Origin of the sequence: Polynucleobacter necessarius (assembly GCF_900095215.1) — a bacterium.
Taxonomy (GTDB): Bacteria; Pseudomonadota; Gammaproteobacteria; order Burkholderiales; family Burkholderiaceae; genus Polynucleobacter; species Polynucleobacter necessarius_H.
Genome location: NZ_LT606949.1, coordinates 1,137,578 through 1,163,918 on the forward strand (window position 1 = coordinate 1,137,578; position 26,341 = coordinate 1,163,918).

General features: G+C 47.3%; 22 protein-coding genes, 1 tRNA gene and 5 pseudogenes. 17 read left to right on the forward strand and 11 right to left on the reverse strand.

Annotated elements, in window-relative coordinates; genetic code table 11:
* Nucleotides 1-37 precede the first annotated feature (37 nt).
* From rsfS to rng, 4 genes and pseudogenes are all read left to right on the forward strand, one after another.
* Entirely contained in the window at nt 38-427 is a 390-nt protein-coding gene (gene rsfS / locus DXE35_RS06185; protein WP_114689906.1) for a ribosome silencing factor, read from the forward strand.
* Nucleotides 428-447: 20 nt separating this feature from the next.
* Nucleotides 448-891 carry a 23S rRNA (pseudouridine(1915)-N(3))-methyltransferase RlmH gene (rlmH, locus tag DXE35_RS06190; protein WP_114689907.1) on the forward strand — a complete coding sequence of 148 codons (444 nt, stop codon included), beginning with the start codon at nt 448-450 and terminating at the stop codon, nt 889-891.
* Nucleotides 884-1,529: pseudogene (locus tag DXE35_RS06195) on the forward strand (Maf family protein). Before rlmH ends, DXE35_RS06195 begins: the two are co-directional and overlap by 8 nt.
* Complete coding sequence (gene rng, locus DXE35_RS06200) at nt 1,526-2,989, forward strand: ribonuclease G (RefSeq protein WP_114689908.1); 1,464 nt, start codon at nt 1,526-1,528, stop codon at nt 2,987-2,989. Before DXE35_RS06195 ends, rng begins: the two are co-directional and overlap by 4 nt.
* 20 nt (nt 2,990-3,009) lie before the next feature.
* Here rng and msbA read toward each other — a convergent pair whose 3' ends face one another.
* Nucleotides 3,010-4,773 carry a lipid A export permease/ATP-binding protein MsbA gene (msbA, locus tag DXE35_RS06205; protein WP_114690395.1) on the reverse strand — a complete coding sequence of 588 codons (1,764 nt, stop codon included), beginning with the start codon at nt 4,771-4,773 and terminating at the stop codon, nt 3,010-3,012.
* Nucleotides 4,774-4,783: 10 nt separating this feature from the next.
* Between msbA and DXE35_RS06210 the strand changes: the two genes are divergently transcribed.
* Genes DXE35_RS06210 through DXE35_RS06220 form a run of 3 tightly spaced genes read left to right on the forward strand, consistent with a single transcriptional unit; the run spans nt 4,784 to nt 7,492 of the window.
* The gene (locus DXE35_RS06210; protein WP_114689909.1) at nt 4,784-5,545 is read left to right on the forward strand and encodes a glycosyltransferase family 2 protein; all 762 of its coding nucleotides are present in this window, start codon (nt 4,784-4,786) and stop codon (nt 5,543-5,545) included.
* Complete coding sequence (locus tag DXE35_RS06215) at nt 5,542-6,321, forward strand: glycosyltransferase family 2 protein (RefSeq protein WP_114689910.1); 780 nt, start codon at nt 5,542-5,544, stop codon at nt 6,319-6,321. Before DXE35_RS06210 ends, DXE35_RS06215 begins: the two co-directional genes overlap by 4 nt.
* 13 nt (nt 6,322-6,334) lie before the next feature.
* Nucleotides 6,335-7,492, forward strand: a complete 1,158-nt coding sequence (locus DXE35_RS06220; RefSeq protein WP_114689911.1) for a glycosyltransferase family 9 protein — start codon at nt 6,335-6,337, stop codon at nt 7,490-7,492.
* Nucleotides 7,493-7,506: 14 nt separating this feature from the next.
* On the opposite strand, the gene dnaE is transcribed toward DXE35_RS06220, so the two are convergent.
* Nucleotides 7,507-11,124 (reverse strand): DNA polymerase III subunit alpha, encoded by a 3,618-nt coding sequence (gene dnaE, locus DXE35_RS06225; RefSeq protein WP_114689912.1) that lies wholly within the window; start codon nt 11,122-11,124, stop codon nt 7,507-7,509.
* A gap of 3 nt (nt 11,125-11,127) precedes the next feature.
* On the opposite strand from dnaE, the gene DXE35_RS11020 reads away from it, so the two are divergent.
* Both DXE35_RS11020 and DXE35_RS06230 read left to right on the forward strand, forming a co-directional pair.
* On the forward strand, nt 11,128-11,442 hold the full coding sequence (locus tag DXE35_RS11020; RefSeq protein WP_269459873.1) for a glutamate--tRNA ligase family protein: 315 nt from the start codon (nt 11,128-11,130) through the stop codon (nt 11,440-11,442).
* A complete protein-coding gene (locus DXE35_RS06230) occupies nt 11,435-12,076 on the forward strand; it encodes a glutamate--tRNA ligase family protein (protein WP_269459874.1) in 642 nt (213 codons plus the stop codon). The genes DXE35_RS11020 and DXE35_RS06230 overlap by 8 nt, the downstream gene beginning before the upstream one ends.
* Before the next feature lie 20 nt (nt 12,077-12,096).
* Here DXE35_RS06230 and DXE35_RS06235 read toward each other — a convergent pair whose 3' ends face one another.
* The 3 genes and pseudogenes from DXE35_RS06235 to DXE35_RS06245 all read right to left on the reverse strand — a co-directional run bounded on the left by DXE35_RS06235 (nt 12,097) and on the right by DXE35_RS06245 (nt 15,219).
* Nucleotides 12,097-13,542 (reverse strand): DEAD/DEAH box helicase, encoded by a 1,446-nt coding sequence (locus DXE35_RS06235; protein WP_114689913.1) that lies wholly within the window; start codon nt 13,540-13,542, stop codon nt 12,097-12,099.
* 6 nt (nt 13,543-13,548) lie between these two features.
* Nucleotides 13,549-13,952, reverse strand: a pseudogene (locus DXE35_RS06240) (GlcG/HbpS family heme-binding protein).
* 147 nt (nt 13,953-14,099) lie between these two features.
* Nucleotides 14,100-15,219 (reverse strand): annotated as a pseudogene (locus tag DXE35_RS06245) (pyridoxal-phosphate-dependent aminotransferase family protein).
* A 221-nt stretch (nt 15,220-15,440) separates the two neighbouring features.
* Here DXE35_RS06245 and DXE35_RS06250 point away from each other — a divergent pair.
* Complete coding sequence (locus tag DXE35_RS06250) at nt 15,441-16,136, forward strand: GntR family transcriptional regulator (protein WP_114689914.1); 696 nt, start codon at nt 15,441-15,443, stop codon at nt 16,134-16,136.
* A 25-nt stretch (nt 16,137-16,161) separates the two neighbouring features.
* Nucleotides 16,162-19,191 (forward strand): annotated as a pseudogene (locus tag DXE35_RS06255) (FAD-binding and (Fe-S)-binding domain-containing protein).
* A gap of 33 nt (nt 19,192-19,224) precedes the next feature.
* On the opposite strand, the gene DXE35_RS06260 reads toward DXE35_RS06255, so the two are convergent.
* From DXE35_RS06260 to queG, 4 genes are read right to left on the reverse strand one after another with little or no spacing between them, the layout of a single operon-like run.
* Entirely contained in the window at nt 19,225-19,596 is a 372-nt protein-coding gene (locus DXE35_RS06260; protein ID WP_197714000.1) for an AzlD domain-containing protein, read from the reverse strand.
* Nucleotides 19,593-19,973, reverse strand: a complete 381-nt coding sequence (locus DXE35_RS09790; RefSeq protein WP_197714001.1) for a hypothetical protein — start codon at nt 19,971-19,973, stop codon at nt 19,593-19,595. Before DXE35_RS09790 ends, DXE35_RS06260 begins: the two co-directional genes overlap by 4 nt.
* Before the next feature lie 54 nt (nt 19,974-20,027).
* The gene (locus DXE35_RS09795; protein ID WP_197714002.1) at nt 20,028-20,378 is read right to left on the reverse strand and encodes an AzlC family ABC transporter permease; all 351 of its coding nucleotides are present in this window, start codon (nt 20,376-20,378) and stop codon (nt 20,028-20,030) included.
* A gap of 27 nt (nt 20,379-20,405) precedes the next feature.
* A complete protein-coding gene (gene queG / locus DXE35_RS06270) occupies nt 20,406-21,503 on the reverse strand; it encodes a tRNA epoxyqueuosine(34) reductase QueG (protein WP_114689915.1) in 1,098 nt (365 codons plus the stop codon).
* A 43-nt stretch (nt 21,504-21,546) separates the two neighbouring features.
* Here queG and tsaE point away from each other — a divergent pair, with 43 nt between their 5' ends.
* From tsaE to DXE35_RS09295, 6 genes are all read left to right on the forward strand, one after another.
* Nucleotides 21,547-22,089 (forward strand): tRNA (adenosine(37)-N6)-threonylcarbamoyltransferase complex ATPase subunit type 1 TsaE, encoded by a 543-nt coding sequence (gene tsaE, locus DXE35_RS06275; RefSeq protein WP_114689916.1) that lies wholly within the window; start codon nt 21,547-21,549, stop codon nt 22,087-22,089.
* Nucleotides 22,089-23,450: an N-acetylmuramoyl-L-alanine amidase gene (locus DXE35_RS06280; RefSeq protein ID WP_197714003.1), complete on the forward strand. Its 1,362-nt coding sequence runs from the start codon at nt 22,089-22,091 to the stop codon at nt 23,448-23,450. The genes tsaE and DXE35_RS06280 overlap by 1 nt, the downstream gene beginning before the upstream one ends.
* An 87-nt stretch (nt 23,451-23,537) precedes the next feature.
* Nucleotides 23,538-23,613, forward strand: a tRNA-Lys gene (locus tag DXE35_RS06285).
* 128 nt (nt 23,614-23,741) lie between these two features.
* Nucleotides 23,742-24,053: a hypothetical protein gene (locus DXE35_RS06290; RefSeq protein WP_114689917.1), complete on the forward strand. Its 312-nt coding sequence runs from the start codon at nt 23,742-23,744 to the stop codon at nt 24,051-24,053.
* Nucleotides 24,031-24,360 (forward strand): hypothetical protein, encoded by a 330-nt coding sequence (locus DXE35_RS06295; RefSeq protein WP_114689918.1) that lies wholly within the window; start codon nt 24,031-24,033, stop codon nt 24,358-24,360. Before DXE35_RS06290 ends, DXE35_RS06295 begins: the two co-directional genes overlap by 23 nt.
* A 62-nt stretch (nt 24,361-24,422) precedes the next feature.
* Complete coding sequence (locus DXE35_RS09295; RefSeq protein ID WP_162784912.1) at nt 24,423-24,569, forward strand: hypothetical protein; 147 nt, start codon at nt 24,423-24,425, stop codon at nt 24,567-24,569.
* Between the two features lie 142 nt (nt 24,570-24,711).
* Here DXE35_RS09295 and DXE35_RS10610 read toward each other — a convergent pair.
* Together DXE35_RS10610 and DXE35_RS06310 are read right to left on the reverse strand one after the other, a co-directional pair.
* Nucleotides 24,712-25,995, reverse strand: a pseudogene (locus tag DXE35_RS10610) (amidohydrolase).
* Nucleotides 25,976-26,338: a hypothetical protein gene (locus DXE35_RS06310; protein WP_162784982.1), complete on the reverse strand. Its 363-nt coding sequence runs from the start codon at nt 26,336-26,338 to the stop codon at nt 25,976-25,978. Before DXE35_RS06310 ends, DXE35_RS10610 begins: the two are co-directional and overlap by 20 nt.
* Between the last annotated feature and the right edge of the window lie 3 nt (nt 26,339-26,341).

Genomic DNA, 26,341 nt, shown 5'->3' on the forward strand with positions numbered 1-26,341 from the left:
ATCACCCTAAATATAAAAAAATTATTGCCTGGAAAATATGGACTTACGTAAATTACAACGCGTCGTGATTGATGCTTTGGAAGATGTAAAGGCACAAGATATTCGCGTTTATGACACCTCCAAACTCAGCGAGTTATTTGATCGCGTGATCATCGCCACGGGCTCAAGCAATCGCCAAACCCGTTCTTTAGCAATGTCCGTCAAAGAAGCCGTGAATACTAAAGGTGGAGAGGTCATTGCTATTGAGGGTCTTGAAACTGGTGCATGGGTATTGGTAGATTGTGGGGATATCGTCGTGCACATTTTGCAACCGACACTACGCTCTTACTATCAACTTGAAGGTATGTGGGGCGCCAAGCCCGTGCGCGTCAAATTGGCGGGTAGCAAAGGTCTTGCCAAAGCCAGCGAATCTGAAGAAGGCGAATAAGTTCGTCGTCACCCGCATCAATGCGCCTCACGATAGTTTCAGTTGGTCATAAGATGTCCGAGTGGGTTGCTACCGCAACCCATGACTACATCAAGAGAATGCCTGCAGACTGCAGCATCGACATCAAAGAGATCAAGCCAGACCTCACACCAGATAAAGAGGCCATCAAAATCGCAGCGGCTATTCCGAAGGGCTCTAGAGTCATCGCTCTAGATGAGCGCGGCAAAGATCAAACCACTCAGAATTTGGCCACTCAGCTAGCCAACTGGCGTCAAGAAGACTTTGATATCACCTTCTTGATTGGAGGCGCAGATGGACTGGATCCGAGCTTGAAAACCACTGCGAAAGCGATGTGGCGTCTGTCCAGCCTGACACTGCCCCATGCTATGGCTAGAGTATTGCTAGTGGAACAACTCTATCGAGCCTGGACTATCCTGCAAGGTCACCCCTACCATCGTGAGTAAACAATTGAATCCAGCGAACTCATTTATTTACCTCGCTTCCAAAAGTCCGCGTCGCCAAGAACTTCTCAAACAAATTGGCGTGCACTTTGAAATGTTCTTGCCTGCCCCAGGAGAAGATAGCGAGGGCATTGAAATCCCCCTGCCCTCCGAAAAAGCACGCGCCTATGTAGAGCGTGTTACCTTGGCCAAAAGTGCCGCAGCGCTATCTCGTTGGCAAAAAAGTTGTCTACCGTGGGCTCCAATCCTCTGCGCGGATACTACAGTGAGTTTACCCAATAGCGTAGATGGTGCAATTCTGGGTAAGCCGAGCAATGCTGCGGATGTTGCGCGTATTCTGAACATGTTGAGCGGCAAAGTTCACGAAGTATTAACGGCGGTTGCCGTTACCGCGAACCCCGCACAAAAACCGATCGTTTTAGTCCAGATCTCACGCGTTGAATTTACAGTCTTATCTCCCACACAGATTGACGCCTATATCGCCAGCGGTAAGCCCTTTGGCAAGGCGGGGGTCTATGGTATGCAGGGTCTTGGGGGTACTTTTATTCCATCAATTCAGGGCAGCTATAGCGGTATCATGGGTCCTGCCACTTTACGAAACCCAACAATTACTTGAAATTGCCGGTCTGACTCGCGTATGAATGAAGAAATACTGATCAATATCACTCCACAAGAAACGCGCGTTGCTTTCATTCAGCAAGGAGCAGTACAAGAACTGCAAATTGAACGTACTCGTCAACGAGGAATCGTTGGAAACATCTACTTAGCTAAAGTGGTACGTGTATTGCCCGGAATGCACTCCGCATTTATCGAGATCGGCCTAGAACGCACGGCCTTTATGCACGTCGCGGATATCACTCAAAACAATCCTCAGGCGCAAATTGCAAAGCTCTTGTTTGAAGGTCAAACACTTTTAGTTCAAGCCCTGAAAGATCCCTTGGGCACTAAAGGCGCACGACTCACAACCCAACTCAGTATTGCCGGACGCAATTTAGTTTATTTGCCCCCTGCGGGTAGCGACACCGCCACTGAAAAATACATCGGCGTCTCTCAGCGCATCGACCAGCCCGAAGAACGCGAAGCGATCAAAGCCCGTCTTGCTGACCTAATGGCGCCCGATGAAAAGGGCGGGATTATTGTTCGCACCAGCGCACAAGACGCATCAGATATCGAACTTCAGCACGATATGCTTTATCTGCGCACCACTTGGGACAACATCCATGCGGCCATGAAACACAATCCCGCACCCACCCTGCTCTATCAGGATCTGAGCCTAGCTGAGCGGGTATTGCGAGATGTTGCCGGAGAAGCGACGACCCAGATCCGCGTGGATTCCGCTGAAAATTTCGAGAAACTAAAAACCTTTACCAATGCCTATATGCCCAACCTCGGTGGCAAGATGACATTGCATCGCGGCGAGCGCGCCCTCTTTGATTTATTTGATGTTGATGCTGAGATTAATAAAGCGCTTGGTCGTCGAGTAGACCTCAAGTCTGGCGGCTATCTCATGATTGATCAAACCGAGTCCATGACGACAATTGATGTCAACACGGGTAGCTATGTTGGTGCGCGTAATCTGGATGACACTGTTTTCAACACTAATCTTGAAGCCGCTCAAGCAATCGCACGTCAACTTCGCTTACGCAATCTAGGTGGAATCATCATTATTGATTTCATCGACATGGTTGACAAAGATCATCAAGAATCTGTGCTACATGAACTCAAACGCAATCTTGAGCGCGATCATGCTCGCACTTCAGTGAGCGACTTCTCTGCTTTAGGTCTGGTGGAAATGACTCGCAAGCGCACCCGTGAATCTTTAGCCCATATCACCTGTGAGCCTTGTGCTACCTGCCTTGGCAAGGGGGAGGTTAAAACCGCGCAAACTATTTGTTACGAGATTTTGCGAGAAATTGTGCGTGAACATCGCCAATTTAACCCTCGAGAATTTAGGATCGTAGCTGCACCCGATGTCATTGACCTCTTCCTGGAAGAGGAAAATCAATTCCTAGCGCAATTAGGCGACTTTATCGGCAAGCCAATCACCCTCCAAGCTGAGGGCAGCTTCCGCCAAGAGCAATACGATATTGTTCTTAGTTAAGTAGCTTTCACTAATTAATATTAAGCGTTTGAGAATTGGATGCGATGTAAATTCGCATACAGTCCATCCCGCTTGATTAAATCCTCGTGTGAGCCGTTCTCAACAATCTGCCCGTGCTCTAAAACCACAATGCGATCAGCATGCTCAATAGTAGATAAGCGATGGGCAATGACTAGAGTGGTTCTGCCAGACATCAGACGATCAAGCGCATCCTGCACCTGACGCTCAGATTCCGAGTCCAGCGCGGAAGTAGCCTCATCCAAAATCAAAATTGGGGCATTTTTATAGATCGCACGGGCAATAGCCATGCGCTGACGTTGCCCACCAGATAAGCGATTGCCGTTATCACCCACCATCGAATTAATCCCCTCTGGCAACTCCTTAATCAGAGAGGTTAAATTAGCGGCCTCCAAAGCCTCCGTCACGCGGCCGCGATCAATACTCTCTTGATCACAAGCGCCATAAGCTACGTTGGCAGCTATCGTATCGTTAAAAAGAGTCACATCTTGACTCACAAAAGCGATTTGACGCCGCACATCAGATAGAACAATATCCTCTAATGGAATATCGTCTAGGTAAATATGACCACTCGTGGGCTTGAAGAATCGCGGCAATAAATTGACGAGAGTCGATTTACCGCCCCCAGAAGGCCCTACAAAAGCAACCACTTCGCCTGGCTTGATTGTGAGATTGATATGACGCAATGCGTCTTTTCGTCCAGCCTCTTGTTCGTACGCGAAGCCGACATCATCAAAACGAATCGCGCCTTTTGCTTTTTCTAAAGATTGCATATTTAACTTGCGATCTTCATCTTCTTCAAACGGCTGATCCATTAAAGAAAAAATCATTTCTGCAGCCGTGAGTCCACGTTGTAGCGGCTGATTGATATCCGCCAGGTGTTTTAGCGGAGAAATCACCAGCATCATGGCGGTAATAAAGGCCGCAAAACCACCGACTGTCGTACCTTCTGTGGTGGACTGCATTAACGCAATGACAAGTACTACAGATAAAGCCATTGAGGCGATCAGTTGAGTAATGGGCTGATTTAAGCCCCCTGCCACAGCAGACTTTAGAGCAAACTGACGTAAGCGTTCCGCCTTTTGCTTAAAGCGTTCCATCTCATAATCTTCTGCGCCATGTACTTTGACGATTTTGTATCCAGCAGCAGCTTCCTCGACAATATAAGCAAGCTCACTAGTCAATGTTTGCTGCTCTCGATTAAGCGATCTAAGGCGGCGATTAATCTTGCTCACAATAAAAGCGATCACTGGAAAAATAACCAAGACGACTAATGTCAGTTGCCAGCTTAAGTAAATCAAATATCCCATTAAACCCACTACGGTGAGCGAGTCGCGTACCAGGCTAATTAACATTCCACCCATAATCGAGAGAACGTTATTCACCTCAAAAACAACAGCGTTAATTAAATTGGACGCTGAGCTCTGCTGATAAAGAGCGGTCTTTGCATGCAATAGTGTGCGAAACATTTGCTCGCGTAACTTTAGGAGCACAGCATTAATAACTCGAGTCAACAGATAGTTAGATAAGAATTGGGCCAAACTGCGCACCAAGGCTAAACCAACTAGAAAAACGGGTACTTGCCAGAGCTTAGTATTTAGTTGTCCAGTAAAGCCTCGGTCTAGCAAAGGCTTCATTAAGGCTGGAATAGAGGTTTCAGCCCCAGCAACCAGAGCCATAGCTAAAAGCGAGCCGATAATGAGGCTAATATGGGGCTTGAGGTAGGTAATTAAGCGATTTAGGGCGGTACGGTCTTGAGCATTCATATAATGAATTATGCCCACCTTATCAGTCATACTCATCACCCGCAATGAAGAGGCCAATTTGGCCGATTGTTTGGCCTCCCTAGAGGGGATGGCGCAACAGATCGTAGTGGTCGATACCAATAGCTCGGACCGCACCCTCGAAATAGCCAAAAATCATGGGGCTACCCTATCTCAGCCGCCTGACTGGCCTGGTTTTGGCCCCCAAAAGAACCGCGCCCTAGATCTTGCGACTGGTGATTGGATTTTATCCTTAGATGCAGACGAAAGACTCACCCCAGCCATCAAATCGGAAATTCTGACAGCGATTCATCACAGCGCTCATGTGGATTGTTTTGCAATCCCTAGGCTATCCTGGTATTGCGGTCGCTTTATCCGTCACTCTGGCTGGAGTCCAGACTATGTCGATCGTCTTTTTAAGCGTGGCACCGCACGCTTCTCGGATGATCTGGTTCATGAACGCCTAATCCCGAATGGCCAGGTGGCTAAGCTCAAAAATCCCATGCTGCATTACAGCTTTATGAACTACTCTCAAGTTCTGCAAAAGCTGGATCGCTATTCCACTGCATCCGCAGAGCACGCTTTTGCCAGGGGCAAAACAAGCGGTCCCTTTAAAGCAGTTCTGCATGGCGTCTGGGCCTTTATTCGCACTTACATTATTCGCGCGGGATTTTTAGATGGGGGCCAAGGATTTTCTTTAGCAATATCAAACGGTCAAGGGACTTACTATCGCTATATCAAGCTCTGGCACCTTAACCAGGAAGCAAGCAAATGATTTCGATTTTGCTGGCCACCTACAACTGGCCACAAGCACTCAAGCTCTGTCTTGAATCCCTTGCTACACAAACCGATCAGAAATTTGAAGTCATCATTGCAGATGATGGCTCCACCCAAAACACTAAAGAAGTTATTAATACTTTTAGAGATTTGCATTCCATTGCAATCACCCATCTATGGCAAGAGGATCAAGGCTTTCGAAAAACCCAGATCCTCAATAAAGCCATTGCCGCAGCTCACGGCGACTATTTGGTTTTTCTGGATGGCGACTGCATTGTGCAGCCCGACTTTGTGGCGCGTCATCGTCAGCTGGCACAAAAAGGATATTTGGTCACCGGCAGCAGAGTGCTTTTAAATGAAAGCCTTACCAAGGAATTGCTCGCCTGGCCCCACTGGGACTTTGTGCGCTTTAGCGCCAATCTGATTAACAAAAGACTGAGCGGCGGCATTAATAAGTACTGGCCTCTCAAAATAAAGCTGGGTAACGTCGCCTGGCGTGACTATAAACAATTTGTCTGGCGTCGGATTAAAGGCTGTAATTTAGCCTGCTGGAAAGTGGATGCAGCGGCTATCAACGGCTTTGATGAAACCATGACCGGTTGGGGTCATGAAGATGCGGACTTTGTCTTTAGATTGCAGCATAACGGCATTCGCCGCAAATCAGGCTCTTTGTCCACAGAAGTCCTGCACCTCTTTCATAAAATCAACGATCAAAGCAATGCCGCCGAGAACACACGGCGCGTGCGTGAAAAGATTTTGGCAAAGGCGCTATAAGCTGTCCACAAGCATGACCACCTACTCTAAGCTAAAACCCAAAAAAGTCTTATTCATCGCCACCAGGCAAATTGGTGATGTGCTTGTCACCACCCCACTCATTAGCAAAGCTAGAGAGCTGTGGCCAGATGCAGAGTTTCACTTCTTGGGCTATCGCGGCAAATTAGACATGTTGCACGGCAATCCCGATATCACTGAAATCATCGAGACCTCCGATCGCCCAGACTTTAGTGAATATCTCACTCTCTTTAATCGCTTATTCCAGCGCTATCACCTAGCGGTAGTGACTCAACCGAGTGATCGAGCTTATCTCTATGGCCTGGTAGCCGCCTTTAGAAGAGTTGGCATCCTTGGTGGTCATCCTCAAGGCAAAGATGCTCAAGGTCCACACAAGCGCAGCAAGAGTGAAAAGCAAAACGCATGGAAGAAGTTCATTTGCATGCACACTGTGGATGTTGATTACTTTAAGCAACACGTCATCGCTGAAAAACTAAGATTACTAGAAACTTTCTTCAAGAATCCTGCTGACTTATTTTCCAAACCGATCTCAGTGACGCCTCCCGCTGGCGAGCCATTAACCCCAGCGATTGCAGGTGAACTGCAACAACCTTACATTGTAGTACATCCAGGGCCATTGACCGCGTACAAGCGTTGGCCGCTGGCTTACTGGCAAACGTTAATTACCTGGCTTGCGAGCCAAGGTTTGCAGGTCGTCTTGAGTGCCTCGCCCGCCAAACAAGATGTGCAACTAAATCACGACATTATTTCTTTGCTTAATGAGGAAACAAAAAAGCAAGTGATTAATGCTGCGGGTAAATTATCGATTCCACAAGCAGGCACACTTATTCGGAGCGCAGCTTTATATATTGGGGTTGATACATCTATCACGCATTTAGCTGCAGCTTGCAACACCCCAACGATTACCCTCTTTGGAGCTACGCCACCCACTAACTTTGGCCCATGGCCTAATGACTTTATTGGCGAACAACCTTACCAATTACGCACTCGGACACAAACCGTCGGTCATGTCACTATTTTGCAAGGCCCTGGCGACTGCGTTCCATGTCGTAAAGCGGGATGCCTTGATAAAGCGGATAGTTATAGCGAGTGTTTGGATCTACTCGAACCGCAACAAGCAATAGAAGCAATTCAGAAAGCGTTAGCAAGTTAGAGCAACGCTAGCGCTTAGTGATACTGAACTTGCACCGGATCTTTTTGCTTAGAAGCCAATATCTGATTGAGGCTGTGTAAGCAAGCGTCATCTGGATAAATTCGGAGCTCTTCTGGGAATTGCATTAAGCAAGCCCCTCCATTGGTGGTAACGGCAGCAGTCAACATTAAACCCTGCATGCCATCGTTAGATCCTGATGCAGCTGGAGCAGCAGCGCTGACTTTTGGATCTCTGACGCGATTTGTCATGAGATAAGGATTAATTTGATTGCTGAGCATTTTGATATCAATCGCATGATCGATACAGACATGCACATTGCGGGCAAAGCGCATGCGCGCCCCCGTGATATCCATTACCGCCTCGGACACAATCCGCATACCGCCAGAGAATTTATCGGGAGTGACATTCACTTTGGCCACTAAAAGTTCATCTTCCTTTAACCATGAGCGATTAGGCTCATACACTTCGCTATACAAGGTAACTTCCAGAGCTGCGGTGCCATCATCAATAGTCGCAATCATCATGCGGCCACGCTGGCCGGTCAACATCCGCGCGGAAGTAATAATGCCGGCAATCAATTGATCCTTGCCTTCGGTAATCTTGGCTAGCGGCTGACGAATAAAGTGGGAGGTCTCCTCACGATAGGCATTAAACATGTGGCCAGTTAAACAGAGTCCTAAAGCGGTTTTTTCTTCTTGCAGGCGCTTTTTCTCAGACCACACTGGCTGACGCACCAGCTCCGGCAGATGGCGATTTTCTTCGCCCGCCACTTCAAACAGACTCACTTGATGTATCGATGCTTCCGCCTGTTCTGCGGCTTCAATCGCCCTTGCTAAAGAAGCCAGCAAGGTGGAACGAATGTCGTATAAATTTCCACCAGCCGGTACCGAATCGCGATACAAACTATCGAAGGCACCAGCGCGCATCAACGCTTCAATAGCACGACGATTGACTTGTCTACGATCGACGCGTGCGCAGAAATCAAACAGATCTTTAAATGGTCCGCCAGTTTCACGCGCTTTGACAATTGACGCAATCGCCGCTTCACCTGTGCCACGAACCGCCCCTAATCCATAGCGCACATGGCTAATTGGAGAATCTGGCGCCGCATCTGTCGCGCGTAATGGCGTAAACTCATAAACACCAGTATTAATATCTGGCGAGAACACTCGAATGTTATTAACCAAGCAGTCGTCATAGAGAATCTTCACCTTATCGGTGTCATCCATGGCGAGTGATAAGTTGGCCGCCATAAATTCAGCCGGGTAATACGCCTTCAGCCAAGCAGTTTGATACGCTAAGAGCGCGTATGCGGCAGCGTGGGACTTATTAAATCCGTAGCCCGCGAAACGCTCCATCAAGTCATAGATTTCGTTCGCCTTGCTCTCAGAAATGCCGCCAGCTTTTGCACCATCACTAAAGATCTTGCGATGCTGCGCCATCTCTTCTGGCTTTTTCTTACCCATCGCGCGACGCAACATATCCGCACCACCCAATGAGTAGCCACCAATCATCTGCGCCATCTGCATCACCTGCTCTTGGTAGACCATGATGCCGTAGGTCTCTTGGAGAACAGGTTCAATCCGCGGATCGAGATATTCCACTTTTTGGCGACCGTGCTTACGCTCAATAAAGTCTGGAATCAAGTCCATTGGGCCTGGGCGATATAAAGCCACCAAAGCAATAATGTCTTCAAAGCGGTTTGGTTTGGCTTCACGAAGCATGCCTTGCATGCCGCGGCTTTCCAGCTGGAACACAGCAACCGTATTCGCACGCTTTAGTACGTCAAATGCTTTTTCATCATCGATCGGAATCTCGCCGATATTCCAATCCTTACGGTCGGCATGCAAAGCTTTAATCCAACGCTCTGCCGCCGCCAAAATGGTGAGTGTTGTTAAACCCAAGAAGTCAAACTTCACCAAACCAATTGCTTCCACATCATCTTTATCGAACTGACTAATGACGGAGCTACTGTCTTGATCCTTGGTTTCTTGCGTATAGAGCGGGCAAAAATTGGTGAGACGTCCTGGAGCAATCAAGACACCACCCGCATGCATACCCACGTTACGCGTCATACCTTCTAACTGTTGCGCCAGAGAAAGCAATTGACGCACTTCATCTTCATTCTTTTCGCGCTCGGCTAATTGTTTCTCTGCCTTCTTTGCCATTTCAATGGTCATGTACTGACCTGGCTTATTCGGTACGAGCTTAGCGATACCGTCAACGAAGTTATAGCCCTGCTCTAGAACACGCCCCACATCACGAATCGCCGCTCTGGCAGCCATCGTACCGAAGGTAGCAATCTGACTCACCGCATCTTTACCGTACTTATCTTTCACGTACTGAATCACACGGTCGCGACCATGCTGACAGAAGTCGATATCAAAGTCGGGCATGGATACCCGCTCTGGATTTAAGAAGCGCTCAAAAAGCAAGTTGTAACGCAAGGGATCAAGGTCGGTAATGCCGAGTGAATACGCTACTAAAGAGCCTGCACCAGATCCACGACCGGGACCAACTGGCACACCATTATTTTTAGCCCAATTAATGAAGTCCGCCACGATTAAGAAGTAACCTGGGAAACCCATTTGAGAGATGGTCTTAACCTCGAAGACCAAACGCTCGTGATAGCGCGCCATTTCTGTTGCGCGCTCTTCTGGATCCGGGAAGTTGCGCTCCATGTGGCGCTTCAGACCAATCTCGGATTGCTGCAACAAATAGTCTTCCAAAGTAATTCCAGGCGGTATTGGAAAATCCGGCAGACGTGGCTGACCCAAGACCAAAGATAGATTACAGCGCTTAGCGATTTCAACTGAGTTCGCCAATGCAGCTGGCAAATCCGCAAAACGCTTTTCCATTTCTTCTTGGGTTAAGAAGTATTGCTCTTCATTAAATTTTTTGGTTCTACGTGGATTGCCGAGTAACTCTCCTTCAGCGATACAGACACGGGCCTCATGCGCCGTGAAATCACTTCTTTGCATGAACTGCACTGGGTGGGTTGCCACTACCGGTAAATCCAGTTCGCTGGCCAAATGACAAGCGAGTTGCAACTGTTTTTCATCTTGAGGATTGCCGCCACGCTGCACTTCAATGTAGAAGGATTTCGGGAAGAGCTTTTCATAGCGTAGAGCGGCGATCTTAGCTTGGCCTGCTTGGCCAGCCAATAATGCCGCACCAACCGCACCCATACGTGCGCCTGAGAGCGCAATTAATCCATAAGAAAGGGTACGTTTGGCAGCCTTATCTTCTGCTTTAGCCGCAGGTTCACTAAACCAAGCCGAATCGACTTCGGCGCGGCCGCGGGATTGATTGTCTAAAGATGCCCTACTGAGCAACTCACATAAATTCAGGTAACCAGAATGGTTTTGCACCAAGAGTAATAAACGATGGGGTTGATCTGGATCCTGAGGATTGCTAACCCAGACATCGGCACCGGCAATCGGTTTAATGCCGCTAGAACGAGCAGCAGTATAAAAACGCACCAAACCAAATAAATTACTCAAATCCGTCATGGCCAGGGCACCCATCTGATCTTTGACGGCCGCTGCGACCGCATCATCAATGCGAACAACCCCATCCGTAATTGAAAACTCGGAATGGACGCGAAGATGTATAAAACGGGGTAAAGCCATGAGATGATTTTAGCTGTGCCGACACCCAAAAACCTTCCATCCCCAGCCGGCGGCTATCGCGGGCGATTTGCCCCCTCTCCTACCGGCCCTCTCCATGCCGGATCGCTCGCTACCGCCTTAGGAAGCTGGCTAGATGCCCGTAAAAATGGGGGTAAATGGCTTCTCAGAATCGAAGATTTGGACACCCCTCGTTGCATCCCCGAGGCAGCCCAGCAAATACAGTCGCAGCTGCTCGCCTGCGGCCTTATTTTGGATGAGGGGATAGCACCAGTCACAGCACCAAGAGGCCTACCAAAGGGCTTTGGAGCGCTTGAATGAGTCCAAATCACTATATCCCTGCATCTGCTCTAGGCAAACTATCGCCAATACCCTAGCCAACCTAGGAATAGACGCTCCCCGTAATCAAGAAATGGTCTACCCAGGCACTTGTAGGCCCGCCACTCTCACCAAAAATCCCCCAGAAATTCTCAGGGATACAAAGAAAGCCTGGCGCATAGCCCTGCCCAAAAATTGTCATATTGAATTTGAGTATTTAGCCCTAGGTCCACAAAGCCAAAACCTCAACACGGAAGTGGGTGATTTTGTTTTGCGCAGAAGCGATGGTTTATTTACCTATCAACTAGCCGTTGTTGTTGATGATGCCGAGCAAGGCATCACGCACATTGTTCGTGGACAAGATTTACTCAGCAACACCGCTAGACAAATGTATTTACAAGAAGCACTCGGATACCCAAGACCAGAGTACCTGCATTTACCTTTAGTGCTAGATGAGCATGGCGAAAAACTCAGCAAGCAAACTCTAGCAACTCAAATCAATACGCAAGATGAGAAGCATGCGTTAATGGAATTGCGCAAAGCGACAAAACATTTAGGATTGAACAACTTGCCATATGGAGAGAATGTCACGATGACAGAGTGGCTGTTAGCAGCCACTCATACATGGAAAATCTAACGAACTTAGTTTTTCCTTCTTTATTTCTGCTTAAAGCCACCGAGCAAAGCACCCACCGCTGGCTTAGCGGGTGTGATGCCTACTTTTTTCTCTTCTGATTTCGCCTCTGTAGTAGCCGAAGCAGACGCAGAAGGAGCGCTAGGCTCATAAGGATTATAGAAGAAAGGGTCAGACATTTTGGCTGACGCACAGCCAGAATGTGAGCAACTTGATGACGACACCCCTTGAGGTAATGGCTTCACATCCAATTTGCGCTGCATCAACTTTTCAATTTCATCGAGCAAGCGCTTTTCACTGGGGTCAACCAGGGCAATGGCGTCACCCTGACTACCTGCGCGGCCAGTACGTCCAATACGATGGACAAAGTCTTCCGCATTAAATGGCAGCTCGTGATTAATCACGCAAGGCATGTCGGGGATATCTAAACCGCGAGCAGCTACGTCCGTTGCCACCAAAGCTTCAATGGCGCCGGATTTAAATGCATCCAAAGTTAGGGTTCGCTCAACCTGACTCTTATCGCCATGAATCGCGCCCGCTTTCATGCCATCACGCTCTAATGCGCGTGACAATTTTGCGCAACCCAAACGGCTATTGGTAAAGATGATACATTGACGCGATAAGCCGGCACGTGTGCGCGCTTCCAATACATCGACAATTGCGCGCTGTTTGTCTGCAGACGAGACCATATGCACTACTTGCTTGACAGTGTCAGCAGCCGCATTTTGACGAGCCACTTCAACGATAACTGGAGTGCGCAAATAACTTTGTGCCAGTTTTTTAATTTCTGGCGAAAAAGTCGCCGAGAACAAAAGCGTTTGTCTTTGCGCCGGAATTAAATTAATGATGCGTTGCAAGTCAGGTAAAAAACCCATATCAAGCATGCGGTCAGCCTCATCTAATACCAAGATTTCTACTTGAGATAGGTTTGCGACTTTAGAGCCAATGTGATCAAGCAAACGTCCTGGAGTAGCAATTAAGATTTCCACGCCATTACGCAAAATACCAACCTGCTCTTTCATATTCACGCCGCCATAAACCACTGTGGCGCGAAGGTCGGTGTATTTGGAGTAGTTAGCGGCATTCTCAGCTACCTGCACAGCGAGCTCACGTGTTGGCGTTAGCACCAGCGCACGAATTGGATGATGTGCCGGTGACGCGCGATTACTGGCGTGACGCAAAATCTTTTGAATAATCGGCAATACAAAGGTGGCCGTCTTACCAGTACCGGTTTGCGCAGCCCCCATCAAATCACTGCCCGCTAAAACATGTGGGATGGATTTGGCTTGAATCGGAGTTGGTGTGGTATAGCCCTGCTCCAGAACCGCTTTTTGAATTTTCGAGTCTAAACCAAAGTCAGCAAAAGTGATTGTTGCGGAAGTATCAGCAGTAGTAGCGTTAGTAACACTAGGGGTAGCGACCTCGCTAACCCCTGTAGATGAATTTATTTCAGTAGCAGTATTTGTCAAGGTAACTTATAGGATGGCCGAAATGCCAGCCTTAGCAGTTTCAGCATCCTCGGTCGATTTAACGCCGGAAACGCCGACTGCGCCGATAGTAAACCCATTTACATCGATATTGACCCCACCCTCTAACATGCCCGAAATATGTGGGGCAGATAAAAAGGATGTACGGCCATTATTAATAATCTCTTCATAGACGCGGCTCTCACACTTACCCATTGCGGCAGTGCGTGCTTTTTCTTGAGCAATGCAAGCAGACACCGGAGCGCAACCATCGCGACGAATCAAACCCAACATATGAGCACCATCATCACCAACAGCAATCGTCACTGCCCAATTATTTTTAGCAGCGTGTTATCTGCCGCGTCCAAAATCTTGTGAACATCAGCTTGAGTTAAATAAGGTTTAGTAGCCAACATGGTTAATCTTTCTTTGTCTCGAATATGTTTTATATGATGAAAGTGCTATCTATACAGAGCACCTGAATTATAAGGGGTGTAGCCCGACTCCGGTCTAGAGGCCTTGCTACATCCTGTCTCCTCAAAATGAATGGATTCTTTAGGTTAGTTAAGGAACTCTTGGGCGGCAACCACACCGCTAGCCTTCGGCTTATAACCTATAGACCCCAACTTCATCTCTACTCCACTTAAGGCGGCCATCAAGCTCAATTCATTGCAATCGCCTAAATGACCGATACGAAATGCTTTGCCTTGGATTTTTCCAAGGCCAGTGCCCAATGAGAGGTTGAACTTCTCCAATGTATGCTTGCGCAATACATCCGCATTCATACCTTCAGGCGTCGCAATACAGGTCAATACTGGTGAATAGCAGTCTTCATCTTGACACTGAATTTCTACACCCCAAGCTTTTACCGCTTCACGACAAGCCGCAGCCAAACGTTGATGATGCGCAAAGGTCGTATCCAACCCTTCGGCCATCATCATGTCCATCGCTTCATGCAAGCCGTACATTAAATTGGTGCTTGGCGTTGTTGGCCAGTAACCCGTTTTATTGGATTCGAGAATTTCATCCCAAGCCCAATACGCTTTAGGCATTTTGTTGTTTTTACTTGCCTCAATTGCGCGCGGCGACAAGGCATTAAAGCCAATCCCTGGAGGCAACAGCAAACCTTTTTTGTGAGCCAGAGATGGTGACGTCAGCGCCCCACTTGTCGTGCTCATAGTCCGCTGAACCCAATCCAGATACGCTGTCTACGAGCAATAGCGCTGGATGTTTCAAGGAGTCAATTGCCTTACGCACTGCGGCGATGTTTGATGTGACACCAGTAGAGGTTTCGTTATGCACAACACAAACGGCTTTGATTTCATGACCAGCTTTACCAACTACTTCGACATCCAAGCCAAGGCGCTTACCAAAAGCGCGCCATAAGTGCGCGAACTGACCAGTTTCGTAGAACAACACTTTGTCACCAGGACTCAGTACGTTTACCAAAGCACCCTTCCAAGAACCCGTTCCGGAAGCGGAATAAATAATCACAGGCTATTCAGTTTTAACAATCTTTTTAATGTTTTCTAAAACCTTCAGACCAAAGGCGCCAAACTCAGGTCCGCGATGRTCAATGCTTTGGTAGCTGATGGCACGCAGTACGCGTGGAGGAACAGGGCTGGGGCCAGGAATGTGTAAAAAATGGCGTCCTGATGCATGGTTATCAAGTTTCAACATGCTTGGTCTCACTTTTATATGGTGGCTTTATAGATCGTGAGTAGGGAGTTATTTCTGGCACTAGTGTATGACAATTTTTGCCAATTTTCCATTTTGTATACAAATTATTTAAAATAATCCTATAAATAAAAGAAAAAATAGGCATTTAAAGCCCATCTTTATGGTTTATGATGACTGATGCTTAATTTTGTATACAAATATAGAATTTAGGGGATTCCAACATGGTAGCCATAGAACAGCCTAATTCTCAGAACTTGCATGAGGCCACCTTTCAGAAGCTCAGATCGCTCTTGGTCGAAGGAAAGATCGCGCCCGGGAGCAAACTCAATGAACGAGAACTCGCTGAGAGCCTAAATGTTTCTCGCACTCCTATGCGAGAGGCCATTCGTCGACTGGCTGCTGATGGCTTAGTTGAACTCATTGCCAATCGTGGCGCCATCGCAGTACAACTTAGCCTGGAAGATGTCATTCACACTTTTGATGTAATCGCTGACCTCGAAGGATTTTCTTGTGAACTAGCGGCAAACAATATTAGCGATGCCGCCCTCTCTGAATTAGAGGCCCTCCAATATGAAATGATGGCTTCCTATGCGCGTCGTGATTTATCGAGTTACTACAAGCTCAATCTGCGTATCCACCATCTAATTAATCAAGCAGCAAATAACTCAGTGCTCTCTAGACTCTTCACACAAGTCAATGCGCGCATCGAAGCCTTACGCTTTCGCTCCAATCAAGATGGCGTCAAATGGGAGAAGGCGGTTGAAGAACATCAAGAAATGCTCAACGCCCTTAAAGCCAGGGATGCTGCACGCATGCGCAAGATCATGATTCAGCATGTGATGAACAAACGCGATGTTGTAGTGCAATTACTCAAATCAGAAGCAGAAATAAAAGATGCGGAGATAACCAAGTTATGAATAAGCCTATAGACCTCAAAGAATCATGGTAGAACAGGCCGAGCTAGCTAAGCGCTTGCGCCAAGAGACTTCTGGCGAAGTAATGACCGATAGCGCCAGTCGTGGCCGTTACGCAACCGATGCCTCCATCTACCAAGCAATGCCGGTTGCTGTGTTTGTGCCAAAGACTGCCCAAGATATCGCGAGTGCGATTCAGATTGCCGCTGAAATGGGTGTGCCTGTACTACCCCGCGGTGGTGGCACCAGCCAATGCGGTCAAACCACTGGCGCAGTCACTGGTGATTGATAACACCAAATATTTCAGAAATGTTTTAGACCTCAATCTTGATAAAGGCTATGTTGAAGTTGAACCAGGCATCGCGCTGGACCATCTCAATAGCTTATTGAAGCAACATGGCCTCTGGTATCCAGTAGATGTTTCTACTGCGGCACAAGCAACGATTGGTGGCATGGCTGGTAACAACTCTTGCGGTAGTCGCTCCATTGCTTACGGCAATATGGCGCATAACATATTGGGTATTGATGCATGGTTAGCCAATGGACAAGTAGCGCAGTTTGGTAATTACGCCAATAGCACTGCGGTCGCACAACAATTGAGCGACCCTGTTAAAAATCTAGCCACTACACTGGCCCCCGAGATTGAGAAGTGCTTTCCGAAAGTATTGAGACGGGTTGCAGGATATAACCTCGATATCTTCAATCCCCAAAGTGAATTGCCTTACACCCAAGATGGCAGTATGAACTTAGCCCATTTATTAGTGGGCAGTGAAGGCATCCTGGCTTATTACAAGTCACTCAAACTCGCGCCTTTACCCCAACACAAAGTACTAGGCATTGTGAACTTTGCGAGCTTTTATAAGGCAATGGATAGTGCCCAGCATAGTGTGAAGCTAGGCCATACCGCTGTTGAGTTGGTTTATCGGACCATGATTGATTTGGCGCGCAGTAATCCCAGTTTTAAGACAACCATTGAAACCACCTTAATCGATCACACAGCGCAAACTCCTGCAGCTATTTTGTTAGTGGAGTTTTCTGGCGAAGCGCATGCACTGCTTTTGGAAAAGCTTAAGGCCTTACAAGAACTCATGAGCGATCTGGGCTTACCTGACTCCGTTGTGTCGATGCCTGATGCTAGCCTACAGAAGCACCTATGGGAAGTACGCAAGGCGGGGCTCAATATCATGATGAGCCTCAAAGGGGATGGCAAACCAGTGAGCTTTATTGAAGACTGTGCCGTACCGCTTGAGAGTCTTGCTGATTACACCAAAGCATTGACAGAAGTATTTGCCCAATATGGCTCGCGTGGCACTTGGTATGCCCACGCATCCGTAGGGATATTACATATACGCCATATTCTGGATATGCAGAAGAAGCATCAGCGTTGGTTCGTAAATACAAAGGTGCTTATAGTGGTGAGCATGGTGATGGTCTATGCCGTGGCGATTGGATCTCCTGGCAGTTTGGCCCTAAGATCACCGAAGCCCTTTCAGAAATCAAATACGCATTCGACCCCAATGGATTATTTAATCCAGGCAAGATCGTCAATCCACCAAAAATGGATGACTCCATCAACTTTAGATTTCCGCCAAGTTATAAAGTTATTCCATTGCAGCCAGCACTCGACTGGTCTGCCTGGAACGTACAAAACGATCCCGTTACAGAAAAAACTACCGCACCAGGCACTGGCGGCGATCCAGCTATGGGTTTAGCCAAAGCAGTCGAGATGTGCAACAACAATGGTCACTGCCGCCAGTTTGATGCGGAAGTGATGTGTCCTAGTGATCGCGTTACCCGTGACGAGAGACACCTTACTCGTGGTCGAGCCAATACCTTACGTCTTGCGCTATCTAATCAGCTCGATCTAAAGAGCGGAACCACAACCGATTCTTCTCCATTGGCCAGCGAGGCCATCAAAGAAGTGATGGAGCTATGCGTCAGCTGTAAGGCTTGCCGCCGTGAGTGCCCCACTGGTGTGGATATGGCGAAGATGAAGATTGAATTTCTTTCTGCCTACAAAAAGCGTGCGGGTCACTCATTGCGTGATTTGGCGGTTGCCTATCTTCCTAAGGACGCCAGCACGATTAGCAATATTCCATTTTTGCCAAGCCTTCTTAATCTGCGCAATCACATTACACCGATCGCCAGGCTCCAAGAATGGGTTATGGGCATCTCAGCACAAAGGAGCTTGCCGATCTGGAAGAGCAAAACATTCTGAAACCAAAAGGTAAAAGATACTTATCAATACACTCCTGAACAATTGGCAAGCAATGAACATGGTACAGGCGTTGTGCTATTGGGCGATACGTTTAACGCCTACTTCGAAGATGAAAACCGCCAAGCGGCATTGAAAGTACTTAATGCCGCAGGCTATCGCGTGCATATCCCGCATAAAAGTCAATGTGAGAGTCAAAGCAAGAGCCAGCAAAATAAGAATCAAGACAATACTTGCTCTAAAGAGTTTTGCTGCGGTAGAACCTATTTAGCAGCAGGCATGGTTGATAAAGCTAAGACCACTTTGGGTGAGCTGGTTGATCATCTGGCACCTTTTGCGGAAAAGAACACCCCTATTATTGGTTTAGAACCCTCTTGTCTATTTACTCTAAAAGATGCAGCATTGGTCATGGGCTTTGGCGAACGTGCGATTACTGTCTCTAAACAAGCACAGTTGCTAGAAGAAGTGTTGGCGAACGAAGCAAAGGCTGGCAATCTCAAGCTAAACCTGCAAGCAGCTGATAAATCAGTGCTGTTTCATGGTCACCGTCATCAGAAGCCCTTTGCTGCAGTTACCCCCGCAATGGAATTGCTCAAACTCATACCCAATGCAGAGCCCAAACTCATTGAGTCATCGTGCTGCGGTATGGCGGGTAGTGTTGGCTACGAGACAGAGCACATTGATGTGTCTAAGCAAATGGCAGAAGCCAGTCTTTTGCCTAGTATCTGTAAGTCGCCAGATAGCTGGGTAATAGCTGATGGCAAAAGCTGTCGTCACCAGATTGCTGATAGCACCCAAAGAGAAGCGGTACATATCGCCAGAATCTTGGCGGCGCACTTATAAAGCAATCAAAGAAATAGGCAAGAGATGGTGTGATTAGCGAATCACGCCATAGCCCACCATCAACAAGGTTCCAGTCAACAAGGCTAGGACCAATCGCTTAGTAAGCTTAGAGACCATCACGGCAATCGCCAAGGCGCAAATCAAAATGCGTATCCACAAAGGTACGGTTGCCATCAGACCGAGCGGCATCATAATCAAACGGACTGTGAGTGCAGCAACCATTGCATAAGTTACAGCAGCCAGCCACCGAAAGATCTCGCTGTCCTGATTAATGCTTTGCGACAAACATACCCCAATGGCGCGACAGAAATACGTACCAAGACATGCCCCAATCAAGGCAATCCAAAGACCCCAACCAGAGAGGGCATCACTCATGTGCTTCAAAGTATCAGCTACCCCGCTCATCCGATCACTCCCGCTTTTTTGCGCAAGTACTTGCGATCAATAAAGTAAGCAATCGTGCCCGCCACTAAACCAGAGGTTAATAAACTCGTATCACGATCGACAATGAAGAAGATTGGGCCAAAGATGCAGCCCAGTAAAAGTGCAATGCGATTAATCCAAGGCTTTACTTCAGTAAAAGTGAGCAAGAAAAATAGTGGGTTAATAAATACAAGGCCAAGAGTGATGTAGGCAGGCACCATGCCAGCCAACAAGTAACCCAGAATGGTGCCCGGAATTGAAATTAACCAACACAGCAAGCCAAGCCCAACAAAGTAGCCCAGATGATGCTTAATCTCAATCGCATGAAACTCGCGCATCGAGATAGCCCATGCTGTCATTGCCAACAAATGCACTGAGGCATATAGACTGCGATTGCGATCTTTTTGATGAAACTACGGAAAGAGCGTCACCGTCATGGTGATAAAACGTGTCGAAGTTAATGTGCCCGCCAGAGCGATCGCAAAAACAGATGATCCAGTAATTGCCATCTCAAGCAAGACAACCTGCCCCGGTAATGCGCACATAAAAAATGAAGTGAAGGTCGTAAACCAAACATCAAAGCCATTGGTTTTACCCATCGCCCCAAAACCCACCATGTCGGCAAAGAGTACGATTGCGGGAGCGCCTGCGGCATCGCGTATGCCAGACCAAAAAGCATCACTGGCATTTTTGAAGCGTTGGACCATAGCCTCTTCTAGCGCGATTTCACTAGGATCAATATATGGCTGGTCTTGGGATGACATGGAATCCTTGTAAAAGATTGTGAATATTTATGCTGACCGGGCTTTTTGACCTAAAGCCCACTCAATATGTTCAGTCACTAAATGGTCAGCGCTTGGAAGCGCTGCGCTTAATGCCTCGGCAATGGCACTCACCTCCACTCCATTCGCTAACGCATTACCCATTGCTACCGCCAGATTGCGGCGCCAACGGCTGTAGCCAATTCTCCGAATAGCGCTACCTTCGTGACGTTGCTCAAACTCTTCCTCGGTCCAAGACCATAGCTGCAAGAGTGTTGCCTGACCTAAACCATTACGTTTGGCAAAGTCAGGTAACTGACTTCTCTTGGCAAACTTATTCCATGGACAAATCAGCTGGCAATCATCGCAGCCATATACGCGATTACCCATGGCTTTTCTGAACTCAACTGGTATGGCATCAGGATTTTCAATGATTAAGTAAGAAATGCAGCGACGCGCATCCAATTGATATGGCGCGGTAATAGCTTTGGTTGGACAGACATCTATGCAGGACGTACAAGTGCCACAATGCACTTCAATCTCTTGGCCAATCGGTAGCGGCACATCCACCAAGATCTCACCTAAAAAAAAAGTCGAGCCAGATTCTCGATTAAGTAGAAGCGTGTGCTTACCACGCCAACCTAAGCCAGCTTTACGCGCTAACTCCACTTCCATCAAAGGTGCTGAGTCAGTAAATACACGATAACCGAGCTTGCCAATGCGCTCTTCAATGAGTTTGGCAAATTCTTGTAAGCGATTACGCAGCACCTTGTGATAGTCGCGCCCTCGGGCATAGATTGAGACAACGGCCTGAGTTGGATCTTCTAGTCGTTGCCACTCAGCATCAAAATCCGTTTCTGGTGGCAAGTAGTTCATCGAGACGCAAATGACCCGCACCGTACCAGGAACTAAAAGCTCAGGATTGGAACGCAATTGAGCATGACGCTGCATGTATTCCATCTGGCCGTGACGACCGTCAGCCAGCCATTCCTGCAAACGCTCTGCTGCAGGACCTAAATGGGTATCGGTAATTCGCACGCCATGAAACCCCAATGCCAAAGCCTGACCATCAAGCCAATCACGGAGATTAGACGCATCTAAGGATTGAGGGGTGGCAGATAGTGGCATATGAAATACAGAATGTAGCGCAATCATTGAATAAACTAGGGGAATGGTTCAAACACCGATAATCCCCTCTCCAATTACTGCAATAGAACTCGATTGTAGACAGGAAACTGGTACCGCCATCCTTGCCAAACAATTGGCCGCCAGCCTCGAGAAATTTCTGACCCAACAGGCGAATTCTCACCTTAATATTTCCTTAGAGGGTGATTTGGGCGCCGGCAAAACTACTTTTGCCAGATATCTGATCCAGGCACTCGGTCATGATGGCAAAGTAAAGAGTCCCACCTATACATTGTGCGAGCCCTATCCACTGCAATTAAAAGATCAAGTTCTTACCGTTCACCATTTTGATTTGTATCGCATGCGTGATCCACTCGAATGGCAAGAGGCAGGATTTGCTGAGCATTTTGATGCTCCTGGCATCTGCATGATTGAGTGGCCAGAAAAAGCGGAAGGTACTTTGCCAGATTTTGATATTCAGATTCAACTGTCTGCTGGCGCGGATGAAAACGAACGCGCTATCAAGATCAATGCCATCACTGAATCTGGAAAAATGGCATTACAAGAACTCAAAGCAATGCGCAAGTAATGAATTTGCAATACATGACCGCAAAGACAATAAATCTCTCGAAAAGACAGGCACTCAAGACTTCAGCGAAGTTTTTGAGCTTTGCCTTATTACTTACAGAGCTTGATCTTGCCTGGGGCGCTAAGATTCTTGGTGTGCGCGTCTGGCCTTCTGAGGATTACACCCGCGTTACCTTGGAATCAGATACACCACTACCGATTACCCAGCAGATACTGACCAACCCAGATCGCTTTGTAGTGGATGTTCAGGGCTTAGAACTCAATCCCACGCTGCAAGATTTAGTGGCCAAAGTAAAACCCAACGACCCCTACATCTCTCAAGTTCGGGTGGGGCAATTTCAGCCAGGGATAGTGCGCTTGGTGTTTGACTTAAAAGAACCGATCAAACCACAACTCTTCACCTTGGATCCCATTGGTGAGTATAACTACCGCATGGTATTTGACTTATACCCCACTACTCCACCCGATCCATTAATGGCTTTAGTGAGAAGCAGCGCCAAAAAAAAAAGCGCACTCGAAAAATCGAATGAAGAAATCGATCTGATTGCGCAGTTCGCCACCAAGAAAGAAAAAGAGCTTGCCAAGACTCCAGCGCCGCTAGTTTCTCAATCGATTCCAGAGATTAAAGAGGCTCCAGCGGGTGCTAAATATAAACGTTTAATCACGATTGCGATTGATCCTGGTCACGGCGGTGAAGATCCTGGCGCCATTGGTGCGGCGGGCTCTAGAGAAAAGAATGTCGTGCTCGCCATTGCAAAGAGACTCAAGGACAAGATTGAAGGCGAAGCCTATATGCGCCCTTTCTTAACCAGAGATGGCGATTACTTTGTGCCACTGCATGTCAGAGTACAAAAATCCAGACGCGTTGAAGCGGATTTATTTGTTTCCATTCATGCGGATGCCTTTATTGAAAGAAATGCCAAAGGCGCTTCCGTATTTGCACTCTCGCAAATGGGAGCCAGTAGTACCACCGCACGCTGGATGGCCAATAAAGAAAATGCTTCCGACTTGATTGGTGGCATTAATATCAAAACTCAAGATCGGCAGGTTGCCAATCTACTCCTCGATATGTCGACCACCGCGCAAATTAAAGACTCTCTGCAAGCGGGCAACTCCATCTTGAGACAAATCGGGGGATTTGCACCCCTACACAAGCCCAAAGTAGAGCAAGCTAGTTTTGCCGTTTTAAAGGCCCCAGACATCCCCTCCATCCTTGTGGAAACCGCTTTTATCAGCAACCCACAGGAAGAGGCCCGCTTAAACGACGATAGCTACCAGGACAGGATCGCAGAAGCTATTTTGAATGGAATTAAGGACTATTTTTCCAAAAATCCACCAGTCGCCAGACGGGTAAATTCATAAGCCACTTGTAACTACAATGGCTGACGGGCTGACCTAGCAGACCTTAGGGACGCAAACAAACTTCTTGCTATAATTCATGGCTTAATTGGGTCGGTGGCTCAGTCGGTAGAGCAGCGGACTTTTAATCCGTTGGTCGCGAGTTCGAATCTCGCCCGACCCACCAGTTATACAAAAGCCTCTAGAGACATCTAGGGGCTTTTTCTTTTGCCAAGCAACATAATTGACAAAGCCCTTTTCCATTGAAACATTCAAACACTTTTTTAAAATCATGCTATGATGAAATCATGCTGCATGAATATAGAGGAGAATGCCATGGGCGCAGTCATTGATCATCAAGTCATTAAATCCATTGGATCTAGTGGACAGATCTCGCTTGGTAAAGAGCATGCGGGACGCCAAGTATTAGTAGAAACTCCCGAACCTGGCGTTTGGGTAATTCGAACCGCCACGGTTGTTCCCGATAATGAACGCTGGATGCATACACCCTCTGTTAAAAAGGATTTATCAGCAGCATTGGCTTTGGCACAAAAAACACCAGCCAAAGCAACTGACCTTTCTAAATTAAAAATGGCTAAAGCTCATGGCGCGAAACGCAAAGCCTGAGCCCTTAGTTGAGCTTGATCTAAATAGCCCTATCTTCCAATCTACTTGGGAGAGCCTAGAGCCAACCGAGCAAGAGAAAGCTTTTGCTACTTTTGAGCAAATCACGCAATTGACCTGGAACCAGGTTTATCGCGACAAGGGATTGAGATGGGAAAATATTCATAGCATTCCTGCACCAAAAGGCATTGATGCACTCTACTCATTTCGAGTTAGCAAATCAATCCGAGGAATTGGCTTTAGAGAAGCTCATTTCCTCAGCGTGTTATTAATTGCACCAGATCATGATGCCGCATATGGAAAAAAGTAACTCACCGGAAAAGTCTTTAACGATCTCGCAAAAGAGAGCATCAACCATCAAAGACATTCGCAATGCACCAGATCCCGATATCGCTTGCAATGCAACGCGCTGGGCAAGCAGCGATTGACCTAGCCATTCAAACAAACACTGCAATCGTAACCATGATTGATGGCAAGATTGTCAGGATCCCAGCCGCGGCACTGATTAAGCAGCGCTAACTTAGCGCCTAAGCACCGTTGGTCGCGAGTTCGAAAACGAAGTTTCGACGCAGTCAATCTCGCCAGACTCACTAGTTATATAAAAGCCCCTGGAGAAATCTAGGGGCTTTTTCTTTTTAGGCTGGGGAAATGCGGTGACTGTTCAGGACTCAATAGGTGATCTACTAGATGTTTCTAGTGGGGATGGTCTACGCTGGGTGACCATAAGCGTTTTTTCCAGCATCACTAAATCAGCCTGCTTACCAACTTCCAAGTTTCCTATTTTGTCATCGGAGAACATTTCATAGGCAGCATTAATGGTAACTGCACGAATAGCGTTATCAACTGTGACTTGCTGATTGGCACCCAAAACCTGACGAGGTGGTTTTTGCCATAAACGTCCCGCACCCTCAGAAATGTAATTCAAAGGTCCTACATTTGAGACCGGGGAATCACTATGGTAGGCAAAGCGTCCGCCAGCCCTCTTAAAGTCTGCCGATGGATCAATACGATCCGCTCTATCGTGGCCAACAATCTGATTATGGAAAGCCTCGCCCCAATAATCAACGTGCCCAATAGTAAATCCAGGTATCACACCTAACTTCACTGCTTGTTTAACCTGATCAGCTCTATTGATTGTGAAGTGCTCGATACGCAAACGTCTTTTAGCTGGGTTTGGATTTCCTGCAAGCAATTTCTCATAATTACCCAAAGTTTGATCAATAGCACCATCACCATTGGCATGTACCGCAATCTGCCAACCTGGATCAAAATATTGTTTTATTTAGCCATATAAATCCTCTGTTCCAAAATCAAGATCGCCACGATTGGTCGTATCTTTTGGATAGTTATATGGTTGATTTAATGCGGCAGTCAATCCCTGAGTCGAACCATCAGAAATATATTTCACGCTAACAAATCTCAAGCGATCATCCCCATCTCCAGGTTTAACTGAGTTACATTCCTTTGGAATGGCTGGGCCGTAGAGGTATGCGCGAATACGAATTGGCAACCCTTCGTTAGCAGATAACTCTTTGCAAAGTTTTAATTCATTCTCAAGACCAAGATTAAATCCCAAGGTAATTTCAGCAGAGGTAGTAACGCCTGCCGCAGCAATCATTCTTGTAGTTTGCTTAAAAGCCCCAGCCAATTCAGACGGAGTTGGTGCGGGCATTTTTGCCATAAATGGCGCATAGGTAGGCGGCTCAATCAACACACCTGTTAATTTTCCGCTGGCATCTTTTAGATACTTGCCACCGCCATTCGGGTTTGGCGTATTCTCATTCACACCAGCAAGGTCTAGAGCTTTATGGTTGACATATCCAATATGACCAGATTGCTTGACGATAAAAATAGATACCGTAGTCGATACCTTATCCAATACGTCAGCATTGAGTTCTGCCATAAATGGCGTGGTTCGCGATGGATCAACACAAAAACCCACCATCTATTGTGTCATAAGGCATAGTGAAGTTCGATAGATTTAAGCCCATGACCTCACCAATAGTGGTGTCCAGAATATGAATATGAGGCTCAACAAAACCTGGAATCAACGTTTGACCCTGCAAGTCAACCACCTTAGTAGTGTTTGTTTGCCACTCTTTAGTTACAGCCTGTTTGCTACCTACAGCCACAATCTTGCCGCCCTGAACTGCAAGCGCTTGGACTTCTTCGTTCTTCGCATTCACCGTCAAAATGGAGCCACCATAAAAAATAGTGTCTGCAGAATGATTGGCGGCAATAGAAATATTGAAATGAGAGGCAAGAAAAGCCAATAAAACTAAACTCATATT

Excerpts from the sequence above, each read along its gene's own strand:
- rsfS (WP_114689906.1), top strand. The coding sequence starts at position 38 with ATGGACTTACGTAAATTACAACGCGTCGTGATTGATGCTTTGGAAGAT.
- DXE35_RS06220 (WP_114689911.1), top strand. The coding sequence starts at position 6,335 with ATGACCACCTACTCTAAGCTAAAACCCAAAAAAGTCTTATTCATCGCC.
- DXE35_RS06250 (WP_114689914.1), top strand. The coding sequence starts at position 15,441 with ATGGTAGCCATAGAACAGCCTAATTCTCAGAACTTGCATGAGGCCACC.
- DXE35_RS11020 (WP_269459873.1), top strand. The coding sequence starts at position 11,128 with ATGATTTTAGCTGTGCCGACACCCAAAAACCTTCCATCCCCAGCCGGC.
- DXE35_RS06295 (WP_114689918.1), top strand. The coding sequence starts at position 24,031 with ATGGCGCGAAACGCAAAGCCTGAGCCCTTAGTTGAGCTTGATCTAAAT.
- DXE35_RS09795 (WP_197714002.1), bottom strand. The coding sequence starts at position 20,378 with ATGTCATCCCAAGACCAGCCATATATTGATCCTAGTGAAATCGCGCTA.
- DXE35_RS06310 (WP_162784982.1), bottom strand. The coding sequence starts at position 26,338 with ATGAGTTTAGTTTTATTGGCTTTTCTTGCCTCTCATTTCAATATTTCT.
- rlmH (WP_114689907.1), top strand. The coding sequence starts at position 448 with ATGCGCCTCACGATAGTTTCAGTTGGTCATAAGATGTCCGAGTGGGTT.
- dnaE (WP_114689912.1), bottom strand. The coding sequence starts at position 11,124 with ATGGCTTTACCCCGTTTTATACATCTTCGCGTCCATTCCGAGTTTTCA.
- DXE35_RS06280 (WP_197714003.1), top strand. The coding sequence starts at position 22,089 with ATGAATTTGCAATACATGACCGCAAAGACAATAAATCTCTCGAAAAGA.
- DXE35_RS06260 (WP_197714000.1), bottom strand. The coding sequence starts at position 19,596 with ATGAGCGGGGTAGCTGATACTTTGAAGCACATGAGTGATGCCCTCTCT.
- DXE35_RS09790 (WP_197714001.1), bottom strand. The coding sequence starts at position 19,973 with ATGACAGCATGGGCTATCTCGATGCGCGAGTTTCATGCGATTGAGATT.
- tsaE (WP_114689916.1), top strand. The coding sequence starts at position 21,547 with ATGGTTCAAACACCGATAATCCCCTCTCCAATTACTGCAATAGAACTC.
- DXE35_RS06210 (WP_114689909.1), top strand. The coding sequence starts at position 4,784 with ATGCCCACCTTATCAGTCATACTCATCACCCGCAATGAAGAGGCCAAT.
- DXE35_RS06290 (WP_114689917.1), top strand. The coding sequence starts at position 23,742 with ATGAATATAGAGGAGAATGCCATGGGCGCAGTCATTGATCATCAAGTC.
- DXE35_RS09295 (WP_162784912.1), top strand. The coding sequence starts at position 24,423 with ATGCACCAGATCCCGATATCGCTTGCAATGCAACGCGCTGGGCAAGCA.
- DXE35_RS06215 (WP_114689910.1), top strand. The coding sequence starts at position 5,542 with ATGATTTCGATTTTGCTGGCCACCTACAACTGGCCACAAGCACTCAAG.
- rng (WP_114689908.1), top strand. The coding sequence starts at position 1,526 with ATGAATGAAGAAATACTGATCAATATCACTCCACAAGAAACGCGCGTT.
- queG (WP_114689915.1), bottom strand. The coding sequence starts at position 21,503 with ATGCCACTATCTGCCACCCCTCAATCCTTAGATGCGTCTAATCTCCGT.
- msbA (WP_114690395.1), bottom strand. The coding sequence starts at position 4,773 with ATGAATGCTCAAGACCGTACCGCCCTAAATCGCTTAATTACCTACCTC.